This is a genomic window from Burkholderia sp. Tr-20355, assembly GCF_017104685.1.
Lineage (GTDB): Bacteria > Pseudomonadota > Gammaproteobacteria > Burkholderiales > Burkholderiaceae > Burkholderia > Burkholderia seminalis.
Window position 1 is genome coordinate 1 of sequence record NZ_JAAGPK010000173.1, and the last position, 15561, is coordinate 15561.

A 15561-nucleotide genomic window follows, 5' to 3' on the forward strand; every position below is an offset into this window, starting at 1 on the left:
TGCTATCGCCGGCCGCCGGTGCGATCGCCTCCGCCAACGCGCACGTACTCGCGCCGCACGTCGGCAGCGCCGACTGGACGGACGCCCTGAGCCAGAAGGTCGTGTTCCTGTCGAATGCGCACCAGCAGAGCGCCGAGCTGACGCTCAACCCGCCCGATCTCGGGCCGCTGCAGGTCGTGCTGCGCGTCGCGGACAACCATGCGCACGCGCTGTTCGTGTCGCAGCACGCACAGGTGCGCGAAGCCGTCGAAGCCGCGCTGCCGAAGCTGCGCGAGGCGATGGAAGCGGGCGGGCTCGGGCTCGGCAGTACGACCGTCAGCGACGGCGGCTTCGCTTCCCCGCAGCAGAACCCGCAACAGACCTTCTCCGGCGGCCAGTCGTCGCGGCGCGGAAACGGCGAACCGTCAGCCGTCGATGCACCGGCCGACGTTGCGCAATCCGCACCGGCCGCCGCGAGCGTGAGCCGCGCCGGCCTCGTCGATACGTTTGCCTGAGCATGGCCGCTGCCGTGCGCGCGCCGCGCTCAGCGGCCGTGCACCGCGGCAGCCGCCTCGCCGCGCGGTACCCCGCCCTTGCGCGCCGCGACGATGAAGTCCGCCGCGCGCTCGCCGATCATCACCGACGGCGCATTCGTGTTCCCGCCGACCAGTGTCGGCATCACCGACGCATCGACCACACGCAGCCCTTCGACGCCGCGCACGCGCAACTGCGGATCGACGACCGCACGCGCATCCGAGCCCATCCGGCACGTGCCGACCGGGTGGTAGATCGTGTCGGCATGCGCGACGATCGTCGCGCGCAGCTCGGCCTCGCTCTGGTCCGCCCGCGTGTACAGCTCGCGCCCGCCCTGCGACGCGAGCGGCGCCTGCGACAGGATGCGGCGCATCGCCTGCGTGCCGCGCACGAGCAGGTCGAGATCGCGTGAATCGCTGAAGAAGCGCGGATCGATCAGCGGCGCGTCGCGCGCATCGCCGCTCGCGAGCGCGACCGTGCCGCGGCTGAACGGCCGCAGCGCGCACACGTGCAGCGAATAGCCGAACCCCCAGTGCATCTTGCGGTTGTGGTCGTCGACGAGCGCCGTGCAGAAATGCAGCTGCAGGTCGGGACGCTCGAGCGACGGATCGCTCTTGATGAAACCGCCGGCCTCCGCGACGTTGCTCGTCATCATTCCCGTGCGGCTCGAGAAATAGCGCGCGAGCGCGGGCGTCATCTTCGCGATCCCGCGCACGCACACGCCGACCAGCTCCGACGAATTCACGCGCGTGTTGATGATGAAGTCGATGTGGTCGATCAGGTTCGTGCCGACGTCCGGCGCGTCCTGCACGACCGCGATCCCATGCCGGCGCAGTTGCTCGGCCGGGCCGATCCCCGAACACATCAGCAGCTGCGGCGAATTGAACGCGCCGGCCGACAGGATCACCTCCGCGCGCGCGCCGAGCGTCTCGACGCGGCCGTTGCGCGATACCGCGACACCGACCGCGCGCTTGCCGTCGAAGCCGACGCGCAGCACCGTCGCATCGGTGATCACGTGCAGGTTCGGCCGGTTGCGGCCGTAGATGTACGCGCGCGCCACGCTGCAGCGCGAGCCGTCGCGGTGCGTGACCTGGTAGAAGCCGACGCCTTCCTGCGTCGCGCCGTTGAAGTCGTCGTTCAGCGGATAGCCGGCCGCGTGCGCGGCCTGGATGAATCGTTCGGAGAACGGATTGCGAAAGCGCAGATCCGACACCGTCAGCGGGCCGTCCGCGCCGTGCCATGCATCGGCGCCGCGTTCGTTGCCTTCCGCGCGGCGGAAATACGGCAGCACGTCCTGCCAGCCCCAGCCCGTCGCGCCGAGCTGCGCCCACTCGTCGTAGTCGCCCGGATGGCCGCGCGTGTAGATCATCGCGTTGATCGCGCTCGAGCCGCCCATCCCGCGCCCGCGCGGCTGGTAGCCGCGCCGCCCGCCGAGGCCCGGCTGCGGCACCGTCTCGTAGCCGTAGTTCGTGCCGAGCTTGAACGGCACCAGCGCCGCGATGCCGACCGGCATGTTGACGAGCAGGTTGCGCTCCGTATGCGAGCCGGCCTCGATCAGCGCGATCGTCGCATCGGGGCAGGCATCGGCGAGACGGCCGGCCAGGCTCGACCCGCCCGAACCGCCGCCGACGATGATGTAGTCGTATTGCATGTCACGTCTCCGTCGTGTCATGGAGGGCGCCCGGCACCGCCGCGCGACCGCGTCTCCTCTTGTAATGTTCGGGCATTGTAGGAACGGCCGTCGCATGCACGGCGCGCGGATTCAAGAGCGATTCCTCTAAACGCCCGCGTGAACTAAATTTAAGATGTATCGATTCGCTTCGCGCGATACGCCGGCCACGAGAAGCCGGTCCGTCGCGAAACGGGAGGGACGACGATGCAGCGCCGGATTCTGCAGGCCGTGTGCCGACCGGGTGGTCCGGATGTCACGCGCGCGGCCCGCATTTCATTTCAAACGGCCGCCCCCGCGGCGACGCTCGGCATCATGCGCGCGGTCGATCGAAATCGAACGGCACGGGTCGCCGCCGACCGTTTGGATAACGTATCGCCGCAGCCGCACGATGCATCGCGATACGGATCGGCAGACACGTCGCCCGGCGCTGCTTCGGTGCGCCGGCATGCGATCGCGCGGCAGCATCGCACGCCCGCTCGTCACCGCCTCGGGGCGTGCACGCGTGCCGTGCGACACGCGTGTCGACGGCGGACACCGTCGCGCGGATACGACGCCCGCCGCGGGATGCAATCGGTTTTCGAGTACACGTCGCATCCGGCCCCGCGCCGCGCGACACGCATCACCCGATCCGCGCCGCCGCGCTCGCCGAGCGTGCGGCGTGACGGCCGGCCGGCCCGCCCGGTCCAACTGGAGGAGACGACATGAAGAACGACCTGCCCGAACTGGCCCCTCAAGCACTGCCGTCGGTCGACGCGCTGACGGCGCTGCTGCGCGACCAGCGCGCGGCGTACCTGCGCGCACCGTATCCGGCATGGGAGACGCGCATGCAGCACCTGCGCGCGCTGCGCACGATGCTGATCGACCATGCGGACGCACTCGCCGAGGCGATCAGCGCCGATTTCGGCCATCGCGCGAAGCAGGAAGTGCTGCTGTCGGAAATCTGGATGGCGAAGGAAGAGATCGACGACGCGCTGAAGCACGGCAAGCGCTGGATGAAGCCGATCCGCAAGCCGATGAACAAGTGGCTGCGGCCGGCGCGCGCGAAGGTGATTCCGCAGCCGCTCGGCGTGGTCGGCATCGTCGTGCCGTGGAACTATCCGGTGCTGCTCGCGGCCGGGCCGCTGATCTGCGCGCTCGCGGCCGGCAACCGCGCAATCATCAAGATGTCGGAACTGACGCCGCGCACGTCGGCCCTGTTCGAGCAACTCATCGGCAAGACCTTCACGCGCGACCACGTCGCGGTCGTGAACGGCGACGCGGAGGTCGGCGCCGCGTTCAGCGCGCTGCCGTTCGATCACCTGCTGTTTACCGGTTCGACGCATGTCGGCCGCCACGTGATGCGTGCGGCCGCCGACAACCTGACGCCCGTCACGCTCGAGCTCGGCGGCAAGTCGCCGGCCATCGTCGGCCCGAACGCGCGCTTCGACGCGGCCGTCGACGCGATCGTCGCCGGCAAGTCGCTGAATGCGGGCCAGACCTGCATCGCGCCCGACTACGTGCTGCTGCCGCGCGGGATGGAAGCCGCGTTCATCGAGCGCGCACGGGCACGCTTCGCGAAGCTGTATCCGAACCTGGCGACGAACGGCGACTACACGACGATCGTGTCGCCGCGTCACTACGCGCGCCTGCAGCAACTCGCGAGCGACGCGCAGGCCGCCGGCGCGCAGCTGCATCCGCTGTCCGACGCACCCTCCGATCCCGCGTCGCGCCGCTTCGTGCCGTGCGCGGTCACGCAGGTGCCGGCCGCGTCGCAGTTGATGCAGGAGGAAATCTTCGGACCGCTGCTGCCGCTCGTGCCGTACGAGCGGCTCGACGAGGCGATCGCGTACGTGAATGCCCGCCCGCGTCCGCTCGCGCTCTACCTGTTCGACGAGGATGGCGGCACGATCGACCGCGTGATGCGCGAAACGATCTCGGGCGGCGTGACGATCAACGAAGCGCTGATGCACATCGCGTGCGGCAGCTTGCCGTTCGGCGGTGTCGGTGCGAGCGGCATGGGCGCATACCACGGCTACGACGGTTTCGTGACGTTCTCGAAGATGAAGCCCGTGCTCACGCAGGCGCGCCTGAACACGCGCAACCTGCTTGCGCCGCCGTACGGCAAGCGCTTCGCCGCGCTGATCAAGCTGATGCTGAAGCTCTGAGGCAGCCGTATCGGACGGGCCGCCCGCATCGCGCCGCGGCCCTTGCCAGCCTGCCGCGCGGCGGGGATGCCGCGCGTGCCGTCACACGGGCCAGAGCGGCCCTTCCTGCATCGCGCCGATCTGCTCGCGCAACTCGAGCACGCGCGCTTCCCAGTAACGGTGCGTGTTGAACCACGGGAAGGCGGCCGGAAACGCGGGATCGTCCCAGCGCCGCGCAAGCCATGCCGCGTAGTGGATCAGCCGCAGCGTGCGCAGCGCTTCGACCAGATGCAGCTCGCGCGGCTCGAATTCGCAGAAATCCTCGTAACCGGCGAGCAGGTCCGCGAGCGCGCGCGACGCGCCTTCGCGATCGCCCGGCAGCAGCAGCCACAGATCCTGGACCGCCGGCGCCATCCGGCTGTCGTCGAAGTCGACGAAATGCGGGCCGGCATCGGTCCACAACACGTTGCTCGGATGGCAGTCGCCGTGCGTGCGCAGCAGGCGGATGTCGCCCGCGCGTTCGAACGCGGCCTCGACGCCCTCGAGCGCGAGCGCGACGGCCGTCTCGTAGGCCGGTCGTACGTCATCCGGAATGAAATCGTGCGCGAGCAGGTAGTCGCGCGGCTCGTAGCCGAACGTATGGATGTCGAGCACGGGACGCGCGACATACGGCTCGGTCGCGCCGACCGCGTGAATCCGGCCGATGAAGCGGCCGAGCCATTCCAGCGTGTCGCTGCGGTCGAGATCGGGGGCGCGCCCGCCGCGCCGCTCGAAAATCGAGAAGCGGAAGCCGTCGAACGCGTGCAGCGTGCGGCCGTCGAATGTACGCGCGGGCACCGCCGGAATCTCGCGCGCGGCGAGTTCGGCGACGAACGCATGCTCTTCGAGAATCGCGTCGTCCGACCAGCGTGCCGGGCGATAGAACTTCGCGACGACCGGCGGGCCGTCTTCGATGCCGACCTGGTAGACGCGGTTTTCGTAGCTGTTGAGGGCGAGCAGGCGCCCGTCGGTGCGCAGGCCGGCCGGTATCAGCACGCTGTCGAGCGCGTCGAGCACGCACTCGGGCGTGAGGCCGGCGAACGGCGGGCTGGCGGGAGAAGCGGGAGCGGAAGTGGCGTCTGTCATGTCCCGCATTGTGCCGCCAGCCGGACCGAAAGACGAGCGTCCGGTGCGGCGCCCGCTTAGTGAAGCGCCGCGCCGGCCGGCAGCACGGATTCGCCGGTGTCGATCAGGTCCTCGAGAAAGAACGGCTCGGTGTTGAGTTCTTTCGACTCACCCGGCACGCCCGCGTACCAGGTCACCATGGCCATGTCGCCCAGGATGCGCTGGACGATGCCGCGCGCGCCCTTCGGCACCGCGATATGGGTAGTGCAGACAATCGACCCGATATGCATGATGGTTCCCCACTCTTGACTCTTGAAACCCGGCCCGCTGGCGGGCCGGCAAATGCACGATCCGCGCCGCTCTCGACGAAGCGTTGCGCGTCATCCCATTGTTCACGGTTTATCGAAGCACGAAAAGAAGAAGAAGCAGGCGAAGTGCCGCGAATTCGTCGAATGTCTCCAATCAACCACTGCGCCGGGCACGTACTTGCCCGCCCGGTTACCCCCATCATACCCTGTCGAATGTGACTGCCCGCCGAAACCGCCCGGCACGCCGGCACGCACGTGATCGACGCATCGCGTCGTTCGTGATGCGACGCCGCCGACAAGGGTTGCGCTCGATCCTTGCCTTGCGGTACCTTTGGCCTTCATCCGCGTTCAATCGCCTTCCGACACGATGCATCCGCTCACGTCCGCCCTCGCCCAATCCCGGCCGCAGTTCGACTCGCGGCCGCAGGCGTGCGCGCATCCGTCGGTCCTGCCTCCTCCTGTCGCACCGCCGCTCGTCGGCGCCGCGCCGCCCCCTCCGGCAGCGCGCGCCGGCTGACCAGCCGGCTGCCGTTTCGTCTTCCATTCGCCCCCGCTGGCCGCAGTGCGTGCGTCGTCACGTACCGCCTGTTGCCGCGCGCGGATGGAACGTTCCGATCCGTTCGACAGGTGGATTCACATGGTTTCGTTCAAACGCGCGCTCGCCGCGCATGGCGCGACATCGCTCTTCGTGCTGCTGTGGAGCAGCGGCGCGATCTTCTCCGAACTCGGTCTGCGTCACGCGTCCGCATTCGCCTTTCTCACCGCGCGCTTCGCGCTCGCGTCGCTCGTGCTGCTCGCGCTGGCCGTCATGCGCAAGCGCTGGCTGCCGCCGCGCGGCGAGCGGCGCATGGCCGCGCTGACCGGCGTGCTGATGATGGGCGGTTATTCGATCTTCTACCTGCTCGCACTCGAGCGCGGGATCGCGCCCGGTGTGCTCGCAACGATTCTCGGCGTACAGCCGATCCTCACGCTCGCGATCGTCGAGCGACGCTGGCAGCCCGTGCGCGTCGCGGGTCTCGCGCTGTCGCTGGCCGGGCTCGCGCTCGTCGTGTGCCGGGGCGCGAGCGGCGGTGCGGGCGGCCTGTCGGCGGCAGGCATCGCGTGCGCGCTCACCTCGCTCGTCGCGCTGACCGCCGGCTCGCTGCTGCAAAAGCGCGTACGCGCGGCGCCCGCCGACGTGCTGCCGCTGCAGAATGCGATCGGCCTTGCGCTGTGCGTCGCGATCGTGCCGTTCCGGCCGGTGTCGTTCGAGATGAACTGGGCGTTCGTCGTCCCGCTGCTGTGGCTCGGCGTCGTGATTTCGGTGATCGCGCAACTGCTGTTCTACCGGTTGATGCAGCGCGGCGATCTCGTGAACGTGACGAGCCTGTTCTATCTCGTGCCCGTCGTCACCACGCTGATGGATGCCGTGTGGCTCGGCAACCGGCCGGAGCCGCTCGCGCTCGCCGGCATGGGGGCGATCGTCGCGGGGCTCGCGCTCGTGTTCCGCGCATCGGCCGCCCGCGCGCAACCCGAGCGCGCGTAAGCGTGCGGGCCGCCGCGCCGCGGTGCGGCGGCCCGCATCGGACACATGCGCCCATTGCGCGAAAAACGAAAGGAACGGGAAAGATACGCGCAAGGCGTTCGTCTGGCTTGCGGAAAAAATGCGTGTTTCCGCGGGCTTTCCGCTGATTTTTAATGGTTCGGATAGCGAAAAGCGCCGCCGGTTGCCTATACTCGAATTGACCGCCCCGCTCGCAAACGGGTCGGGCCAACACTAGAAACACCCGGCATGGGGCCGAATCAAGCGCCAACGCGCTGACTCCGGCCGGCACTGGAGACACGCATGACGACCTATTTCACGATCGGCGACTTCATCCTGTTGATTCCGATGGCGCTGGCCGGAGCGCTGTTTCTCGGCGCGGTACCGTGCGCCACCGAATTCCGTCACAACCTGCTGCGCGTGCTCGGCGTCATCCTCGGCGTCGGCGTCGCGGTGTTGCTCGTCGAAGGCCTGCCTGCGCTGATCTAGCGCGGCAACCCGGCGTTATCGCACGCATCGCTGCGCCGCGGCGATGCGAGGGGTTGCCCGCACGCCCGCGATACGGCACGCGAGATCGTTTCGCATGCCGTATCGACTGCCGGTCAGATCGCCTGATCGGTGGACGGCTTTTCCCACAGATTGATGCCGCCTTCGGTCGCGTAGCGATCGATCTCCGCCAGTTCCTCCGCCGAGAATTCGAGGTTCTTCAACGCGCCGACGTTTTCGCGCACCTGCTCCGCACGGCTCGCGCCGATCAGCGCGGACGTCACGCGGCCATTGCGCAGCACCCACGCCAGCGCCATCTGCGCGAGGCTCTGCCCGCGCCGCTCGGCGATCGCGTTGAGCTTGCGCACGTGCTCGAGGTTGTCCGCGCTCAGGTGATCCTGCTTCAGCGAGCCGCCGCCCGGCTTGTTCACGCGCGCGTCGGCCGGCACGCCGTTCAGGTATTTCGACGTGAGCAGGCCCTGCGCGAGCGGCGTGAACGCGATGCTGCCCGCGCCGACGTCGTCGAGCGCGCCGAGCAGGTCGCCCTCGATCCAGCGGTTCAGCATGTTGTACGACGGCTGGTGGATGAGCAGCGGCACGCGGTACTGCGCGAGCAGCTCGGCCATCTCGCGCGTCTTCGCGGCCGAATACGACGAGATGCCGATGTAGAGCGCCTTGCCTTGCTGCACGGCCGACGCGAGCGCGCCCGCCGTTTCCTCGAGCGGCGTGTGCGCATCGAAGCGGTGCGAGTAGAAGATGTCGACGTAGTCGAGCCCCATGCGCTGCAGGCTCTGGTCGAGACTCGCGAGCACGTACTTGCGCGACCCGCCGCCGCTGCCGTACGGCCCCGGCCACATGTCCCAGCCGGCCTTCGTCGAGATCAGCAGCTCGTCGCGATACGGCCGGAAATCCTCCTTCAGCAGCCGACCGAAGTTGGTTTCGGCGCTGCCGTACGGCGGCCCGTAGTTGTTCGCGAGATCAAAGTGGTTGATGCCGAGATCGAACGCGGTGCGCAGGATCTCGCGCTGCGTCGAGATCGGCGTCGAGTCGCCGAAGTTGTGCCACAGGCCAAGCGACAGGGCGGGCAGTTTGAGCCCGGATTTGCCGCAGGTGCGGTATTGCATGCCGGCATAACGTTCGGAAGCTGCTTCGTAGGCCATGAATAATTCCCGTCAGGACATCGGACAGAAGGACGCGCGCCGGCCGCGCACGGCGCGGCGGCGGCGAAGGAGTCGTACGACGACTATGTTAGCGAAAGCGGCCGGAACGCGCACGGCCGCGTCGCGATGGACGCGACCGCGGTCGTCGCCTACACTGCGGCGTCTCGAATCACCGTTTCAGCGAGGTTGGTATGTCCCGGGTCATCTCGGTTGCATTGCTCGTCGGCGGCGTCGTGCTGCTGTACTTCGGCGGCCAGTCGTTCCATTCGATCAACGACAACGTGTCGCGCTTCTTCACCGGTTCGCCCGCGACGAAGACGATCCTGCTGATCGCCGGCGGGGCCGTCGCATCGCTCGTCGGCCTGATCGGCCTCGCGATGCCGGGCGCCAAGCGCTGATCGCGCGGCCGCACCGCACACGCACGGCCCGCGTCCTGCGATCGGGCCGCGCCAAACGAAACGGGCGGCCAGGCCGCCCGTTGCTTCATGCGCCGGCGATGCGCCGCATCGCCCGATACGTCGCGGCATCTGCGCGCCGCCCGATTCGCGCCTAGAACTGCACTTCCGGCTTCGACGCCGAGCGCGTGCCGGGCACCGGCCGGTTGCTCGCGCCGTGGTACGTGTACACGAGCGAGAATTTCACCTGGTCGGAGCGGTTCTGTCCGGCCGAATGCAGCGTGTTGCAGTGGAAGAACACGACATCGCCCGTCTGCAGCGGCGGGCAGGTGGCCGCGTCGATCAGCTTGCGGTTCTCGGGCAGGTCGCCGCGGAAAAACTTCGCGTCGTCGAACGCTTCCGGCCCGAATTCCGCCGTATGCGAGCCCGGCACGAGCCACAGCGCGCCGTTCTCGTTCGTTTCCGGCCCCAGCGCGAGCCACACCGACACCATGTCGGGACGCGCGAACGACCAGTAACGGAAATCGCGGTGCCACCCCGTCAGGCTGCCGTACGCGGGATGCTTCGTCATCATGCAGTTGTGATGCGCGCGCGACAGCACGGGCTCTTCACCGAAATACTCGCGCATCCACGCGCCGATTTCGGGGGCGATCGCCCGTTCGGCGAACGCCGGATCGCGCGAGTACGCATCGAGCAGCCGCCGCACCGTGTGCCCGCCCGGCGCATGCTTCGACTCGGGCGCGCCCGGGTAGCGCAGATCGGCTTCGAATTCGATCGGCTCGGCGGCCTCGCGCAACTGACGCTCCGCGATCTGCCTGAGCGTCGCGCACTGCTGCTCGCCGACGAGGCCGCGCGCGACGACGAAGCCGCGCTCGCGCAATTCCGCGACTTGCGCGCGGATCGATTCCGACTGCAATGAAGACGACATGGGATGCCAGACGTTTATTGTGTGAATGTGACGATTGTAAATCGGCGCCGGATGCCGCGAACAGCGCCATTGTCGTGCGCAGGGGCATGCCAATCGCGGATTTGATCCGGCTCAAGGGAACTGTTCGTCGCGGCACCTGCCTCACCGACAGGCGGTATGCGGCACACGCCTTGCGGCTCAAGGGTTTATCGCGACTTTTGCCCGTCATGAATCCCCTGTAGCCTGTCGCGGCCTGTCAATTCTGGCGGGCGCGGCGCGCAGCGAGTTTCGGTAAGATCCGTTGCGCCATCCGAGGCCGTTCATACCAGTGCGCTCTCCAGGGCGCCACCCATACAAGCGAAGCATCGTTCACATGCCATTCCGTCTGACTTCCCGTTTCAACCGCGCTGCGAAGCGCGTCGTGCCGCCCGCTCCTGCCCGCTCGCTGCGCCATCACCGCGCCCGCACGCAGGCGCTGGCCGAGCGTACGCCCGCGCACAGCCGGCTGGACGGTATCCGTGCGTGGTTCCACGCATTTTTCTCGATGATGAGCGCGCAGGCATTCACACGCCGTGCCGGCCTGCGCTCGCTGCTGCAGAAGCCGTCGTCGCTGCGCGCGCTCGCGTTGCGCCGCGCGCTCGGCCCGCAGCGCCGCATCAACCGCCCGCGCCGCCTCGCGGCCAGCAACGGCTGGTTCGGGTTCGGCGCACGCTGAACGCGCGCCGGCGGGCACACCCGCCCCGCCACGATCGCCGCCGTTGCGCCGGCGATCGGCACCCATAAAAAAACCCCGGCAAGCCGGGGTTTTTCTTTGCGGGCGAACGACGCTTACGCGACGCGTGCCGTCGGCTCGACGCCAGCCGCTTCGGCCAGGGCGAGCGCCTTGTCGGTCGCTTCCCACGAGAATTCCGGCTCTTCGCGGCCGAAGTGGCCGTAGGCAGCGGTCTTCTCGTAGATCGGGCGCAGCAGGTCGAGCATCTTGATGATGCCCTTCGGACGCAGGTCGAAATGCTCGCGCACGAGCTTCGTGATCACCGCATCCGACACGCGGCCCGTGCCGAACGTGTTGACCATCACCGAGGTCGGCTCGGCCACGCCGATCGCGTACGACACCTGGATCAGCGCGCGCGACGCGAGGCCGGCGGCGACGATGTTCTTCGCGACGTAGCGGCCTGCATACGCGGCCGAACGGTCGACCTTCGACGGATCCTTGCCCGAGAACGCGCCGCCGCCGTGCGGTGCGGCACCGCCGTACGTGTCGACGATGATCTTGCGGCCGGTCAGGCCGCAATCGCCCTGCGGGCCGCCGATCACGAACCGGCCGGTCGGGTTCACGAGGAACTTGATGTCGCCCTTGATCAGCTCGGCCGGCAGCGTCGGCTTGATGATTTCCTCGATCACGGCTTCGCGCAGCGCCGGCAGTTCGATGTCCGGTGCGTGCTGCGTCGACAGCACGACGGTGTCGATCGAATCGGGCTTGCCGTCGACGTAGCGGACCGTCACCTGCGACTTCGCGTCCGGACGCAGCCATTGCAGGCGGCCGTCGCGGCGCAGGCTGGCCTGGCGCTCGACGAGGCGGTGCGACAGGTAGATCGGCAGCGGCATCAGTTCCGGGGTTTCGTCGCACGCATAGCCGAACATCAGGCCCTGGTCGCCCGCGCCTTGGTCGAGGTTGTCGTCGTGTGCACGATCGACGCCCTGCGCGATGTCCGGCGACTGCTTGTCGTATGCGACGAGCACCGCGCAACCCTTGTAGTCGATGCCGTAGTCGGTGTTGTCGTAGCCGATGCGCTTGATGGTGTCGCGCGCGATCTGGATGTAGTCGATGTTGGCCGTCGTGGTGATTTCACCGGCCAGAACGACGAGACCCGTGTTGCACAGCGTTTCGGCCGCTACGCGGGAATATTTGTCCTGCTCGAGGATGGCGTCGAGAATCGCGTCCGAGATCTGGTCCGCGACTTTGTCCGGATGGCCTTCGGAGACGGATTCGGACGTGAAGAGATAATCGTTTGCCACTTTTTCAGGCTCCTGTGTGGTTACGGTTGGTTTCACGTAGCCAGCTTCGTTGGGCCTGAAGCGGCGACGCTTTAGCGGATTACCAGGACCGGGCAGTGCGTGTGGCACCAGCCGGCTTCGCCCCGCAAGTTGTCAGTTAACTCGGCGAAGCCCGTATTATAGCGGCTTTCCTGAATTGTCACAGAGCGCCGCCCGTGCTGCATCTTCCGCTGTCTTACCACCCTGTTCTCGACATGCCGGCCAGCCGGTCCCTCGGAGGTTTCGCATGCTAGGTCGTCTAGCCACGCACCTCGCCATCGGCTTGCTGAAACTGCTCGCCCTGCTGCCGTACGGCCTGACCGCACGGTTCGGCGATGGTCTCGGCTGGCTGCTGTACCAGATCCCCAGCCGGCGAAAGCGCATCGTACACACCAATCTGAAACTCTGCTTCCCGGACTGGAGCGACGCGCGGCGCGAGGAAGTGGCGGGCCAGCATTTCCGCCATGCGATCCGCAGCTACGTCGAGCGCAGCGTGCAGTGGTTCGGCTCGGAGAAAAAGCTCGCGAAGCTGATCCAGGTCGACAGCGCGGTCGATCTCGACGATCCCGACCTGCCGCCGACGCTGTTCCTCGGCCTGCACTTCGTCGGCATCGAGGCCGGTTCGATCTGGCTGAATCGTTCGCTGCACCGCCGCTGCGGGTCGCTGTACCAGCCGTTCTCGAATGCGGTGCTCGAGGAAGCGGCGAAGAAGGCGCGCGGGCGCTTCGACGCCGAGATGGTCGGCCGCGCGGACAGCGCGCGCGTCGTGCTGCGCTGGCTGCGCGACCGCAAGCCCGTGATGCTCGGCGCCGACATGGACTACGGGCTGCGCAACTCGACGTTCGTGCCGTTCTTCGGCGTGCCGGCCTGCACGCTGACGGCCGTCGGCCGGCTCGCGAAGACGGGCCGCGCGCAGGTCGTGCCGTTCATCGGCGAGGTGCTGCCGAACTACAAGGGCTACCGTCTGAAGGTATTCAAGCCGTGGGATCACTACCCGACCGGCGACGACGATCTCGACGCGCGGCGGATGAATGCATTCCTCGAGGAGCAGATCCCGCTGATGCCGGAGCAGTACTACTGGGTCCACAAGCGCTTCAAGACGCGCCCGCCCGGCGAGCCGAGCCTGTACTGACCCTGCCGCGCGAAACCCGCGGGCGCGCCGTCACGTGCGCGCCTGCGCTCTCGCCACCTTCGGCGCGCCGCGCGCCCGCCACGGATCGTAGGCCGACTGCTGCGCGAGCCACAGATCGGCCCGCCCCTCGCCGTCCTCGCCGAGCCACGCTTCGAGACGCAGCGTGGCTCGGCGAGATGCCCGCATGGCCGTGCAGGATGCGCGACAGTGCGGCTCGCGTCACACCCAGCTGCGACGCGGCCTCGGTGACGCTCAGGCCCAGCGCCGGCAGCACGTCGTCACGCAGCGTTTCGCCCGGATGGGGCGGATTGAAGATGCGGGTCATGGCTTGAATCACCTCAGTGATGGTTCTGGTCGTTGACCAGCACGGCATCGGCGCCTTCGAACCGGAACGTCAGCCGCCAGCTGGCGTTGACGCTGACCGCGGAATATCCGATTTGACCGGTACGAAAACGCGCGTCCTGATCGCGCCGTACCTTCGCCGCGCGGCGGGCACGCATCGCCAGCGCCGCTTTCGCCGCGACGGCGCCCGCCGTATCCCGACAATTTGCCTGCCCGTCACCTGCCCGACCAGTCGACCGATCGACCGATACCGCCCGCCGGCGCGACGCGAAGCGCCGCCCCCGCGCGGGACGCCCCAGTCGGCTGCATGTATCATTTGCGGTTGAGATCTGCACGACGAACGACACCGCCCGGCCCGGCCGCCGGCCGTTCATGCCGTGCCGACCGCCTTGTTCGTCATGGAATTCCGGACCCAGTGAAACTCTCGTTCACCAAGATGCACGGCGCGGGCAACGACTTCGTCGTGCTCGACGGCTATTCGCGCGCGTTGCCGCCGCTCACCGACGCGCAGGTGCGCGCACTCGCCAACCGTCATTTCGGCATCGGCGCCGACCAGTTGCTGCTGGTCGAGAAACCGACCGTCGACGGCGCGGATTTCAAGTACCGGATCTTCAATTGCGACGGCGGCGAAGTCGAACACTGCGGCAACGGCGCGCGCTGCTTCGTGAAGTTCGTCAGCGACCGCGGCCTGACCGACAAGCGCAGCGTGCGCGTGCAGGTCATGAAGGGCCTGATCACGCTGACGCTGCAGGACAACGGCGAAGTCGTCGTCGACATGGGTGCGCCCGTGTTCGCGCCGGCGCAGGTGCCGTTCGATGCAGCGGGCCTCGACGGCCGCCGCGAAGGCCGCGACACGCTGTGGCCGCTCGACGTCGGCGGTGCGACGCGCTGGATCTCGACGGTGTCGATGGGCAATCCGCACGCGGTGCAGGTCGTCGACGATACCGACGCGTATCCGGTGCTGGAAGAAGGCCCGCTGATCGAACGCCATGCCCGTTTCCCGCAGCGCGTGAACGCCGGCTTCATGCAGATCGTGTCGCGCAACGAAGTGAAGCTGCGCGTGTACGAACGCGGCGCGGGCGAGACGCTCGCGTGCGGCACCGGCGCGTGCGCGGCGGTCGCGGCCGGCATCCGGCGCGGCCTGCTCGATTCGCCCGTGACCGTGCACACGCACGGCGGCACGCTGACGATCGGCTGGGACGGCGCGCGCGACGAAGCCGCCGCGCTGATGATGGCCGGCCCCGCCGCGACCGTGTTCGAAGGCGAAATCGACCTGAACGCCTGACCCTGCAACGTCCTTGATAACTGAACGCGCCAGCCACATGAACGATCGCGAAGTCGCCGACTACCTGCTCGCCAATCCCGAATTCTTCGCGCAGCACGCCGAACTGCTCGCGACGATCCGTCTCGCGAACCCGCACGGCAAGGCCGCGATCTCGCTGCAGGAGCGGCAGATGGAGATGCTGCGCGACAAGAACAAGCATCTCGAGCGCCGGCTGGCCGAACTCGTGCGCTACGGCCACGAGAACGACAGCCTGTCCGCGAAGTTCAGCCGCTGGACCGCGCGCGTGATCGCGGAACGCGATCCGTACGCGCTGCCGCGCACGATCGCCGACGGCATCGCCGACGTGTTCGACGTGCCGCAGACGGCGCTGCGCGTGTGGGACGTCGCCGACACCTACGCGCAGGCCGACTTCGCCCGCCAGGTCGGCGAGGAAGTGCGCCTGTTCACGAACGGGCTGTCGACGCCGTACTGCGGCGCGAACACGGGCTTCGAAGCGGCGCAGTGGCTCGCGCCCGCGGTCGCCGCGCCGGCCGCGCATGCAGCGGAAGGCGCCGAAGCCGCGCCGGCCGGCGACGGCG

16 protein-coding genes and 1 pseudogene are annotated in these 15561 nt (G+C 68.2%); 9 read left to right on the forward strand and 8 right to left on the reverse strand.

The window, feature by feature from the left end; translation table 11 throughout:
• Positions 1-494 (forward strand): flagellar hook-length control protein FliK (locus G3N62_RS29295; RefSeq protein WP_206141373.1); only part of this gene is annotated, 494 nt, incomplete at its 5' end.
• A gap of 29 nt (positions 495-523) precedes the next feature.
• Here the strand turns inward: G3N62_RS29295 and G3N62_RS29300 are convergent.
• Positions 524-2164, reverse strand: coding sequence for a GMC family oxidoreductase N-terminal domain-containing protein (locus G3N62_RS29300; RefSeq protein WP_034190267.1), 1641 nt, complete (start codon positions 2162-2164; stop codon positions 524-526).
• A gap of 722 nt (positions 2165-2886) precedes the next feature.
• Between G3N62_RS29300 and G3N62_RS29305 the strand changes: the two genes are divergently transcribed.
• Entirely contained in the window at positions 2887-4329 is a 1443-nt protein-coding gene (locus tag G3N62_RS29305; protein ID WP_059561506.1) for a coniferyl aldehyde dehydrogenase, read from the forward strand.
• Between the two features lie 81 nt (positions 4330-4410).
• On the opposite strand, the gene G3N62_RS29310 is transcribed toward G3N62_RS29305, so the two are convergent.
• Together G3N62_RS29310 and G3N62_RS29315 are read right to left on the reverse strand one after the other, a co-directional pair.
• Positions 4411-5442, reverse strand: a complete 1032-nt coding sequence (locus tag G3N62_RS29310; protein WP_034190264.1) for a serine/threonine protein kinase — start codon at positions 5440-5442, stop codon at positions 4411-4413.
• Between the two features lie 47 nt (positions 5443-5489).
• Positions 5490-5702: a hypothetical protein gene (locus tag G3N62_RS29315; RefSeq protein ID WP_006477514.1), complete on the reverse strand. Its 213-nt coding sequence runs from the start codon at positions 5700-5702 to the stop codon at positions 5490-5492.
• Between the two features lie 655 nt (positions 5703-6357).
• Between G3N62_RS29315 and G3N62_RS29320 the strand changes: the two genes are divergently transcribed.
• Positions 6358-7245, forward strand: coding sequence for a DMT family transporter (locus G3N62_RS29320; RefSeq protein WP_124670503.1), 888 nt, complete (start codon positions 6358-6360; stop codon positions 7243-7245).
• 300 nt (positions 7246-7545) lie between these two features.
• Entirely contained in the window at positions 7546-7731 is a 186-nt protein-coding gene (locus tag G3N62_RS29325; protein ID WP_011353526.1) for a hypothetical protein, read from the forward strand.
• Between the two features lie 113 nt (positions 7732-7844).
• Here G3N62_RS29325 and mgrA read toward each other — a convergent pair whose 3' ends face one another.
• The gene (gene mgrA, locus G3N62_RS29330; RefSeq protein ID WP_034190262.1) at positions 7845-8888 is read right to left on the reverse strand and encodes an L-glyceraldehyde 3-phosphate reductase; all 1044 of its coding nucleotides are present in this window, start codon (positions 8886-8888) and stop codon (positions 7845-7847) included.
• A 191-nt stretch (positions 8889-9079) separates the two neighbouring features.
• Here mgrA and G3N62_RS29335 point away from each other — a divergent pair, with 191 nt between their 5' ends.
• On the forward strand, positions 9080-9286 hold the full coding sequence (locus tag G3N62_RS29335) for a DUF3185 family protein (RefSeq protein ID WP_124670502.1): 207 nt from the start codon (positions 9080-9082) through the stop codon (positions 9284-9286).
• Between the two features lie 151 nt (positions 9287-9437).
• Here the strand turns inward: G3N62_RS29335 and G3N62_RS29340 are convergent, their stop codons facing one another.
• Positions 9438-10211, reverse strand: coding sequence for a phytanoyl-CoA dioxygenase family protein (locus G3N62_RS29340; RefSeq protein WP_049028738.1), 774 nt, complete (start codon positions 10209-10211; stop codon positions 9438-9440).
• Between the two features lie 352 nt (positions 10212-10563).
• On the opposite strand from G3N62_RS29340, the gene G3N62_RS29345 reads away from it, so the two are divergent.
• Entirely contained in the window at positions 10564-10905 is a 342-nt protein-coding gene (locus G3N62_RS29345; RefSeq protein WP_034190259.1) for a hypothetical protein, read from the forward strand.
• Between the two features lie 113 nt (positions 10906-11018).
• Here the strand turns inward: G3N62_RS29345 and metK are convergent, their stop codons facing one another.
• A complete protein-coding gene (metK, locus tag G3N62_RS29350) occupies positions 11019-12206 on the reverse strand; it encodes a methionine adenosyltransferase (RefSeq protein WP_011546455.1) in 1188 nt (395 codons plus the stop codon).
• A gap of 265 nt (positions 12207-12471) precedes the next feature.
• Here metK and lpxL point away from each other — a divergent pair, with 265 nt between their 5' ends.
• The gene (gene lpxL, locus G3N62_RS29355) at positions 12472-13356 is read left to right on the forward strand and encodes a lauroyl acyltransferase LpxL (protein WP_034190258.1); all 885 of its coding nucleotides are present in this window, start codon (positions 12472-12474) and stop codon (positions 13354-13356) included.
• A gap of 30 nt (positions 13357-13386) precedes the next feature.
• Here lpxL and G3N62_RS29360 read toward each other — a convergent pair.
• Both G3N62_RS29360 and G3N62_RS29365 read right to left on the reverse strand, forming a co-directional pair.
• A pseudogene (locus G3N62_RS29360) lies at positions 13387-13681 on the reverse strand (HigA family addiction module antitoxin).
• Positions 13682-13694: 13 nt separating this feature from the next.
• A complete protein-coding gene (locus tag G3N62_RS29365; protein ID WP_185733099.1) occupies positions 13695-14072 on the reverse strand; it encodes a hypothetical protein in 378 nt (125 codons plus the stop codon).
• Between the two features lie 41 nt (positions 14073-14113).
• On the opposite strand from G3N62_RS29365, the gene dapF reads away from it, so the two are divergent.
• Together dapF and G3N62_RS29375 are read left to right on the forward strand one after the other, a co-directional pair.
• The gene (gene dapF, locus G3N62_RS29370; RefSeq protein WP_034190256.1) at positions 14114-14983 is read left to right on the forward strand and encodes a diaminopimelate epimerase; all 870 of its coding nucleotides are present in this window, start codon (positions 14114-14116) and stop codon (positions 14981-14983) included.
• A gap of 37 nt (positions 14984-15020) precedes the next feature.
• A partial coding sequence (locus G3N62_RS29375; RefSeq protein ID WP_206141374.1) for a DUF484 family protein occupies positions 15021-15561 on the forward strand: 541 nt, incomplete at its 3' end.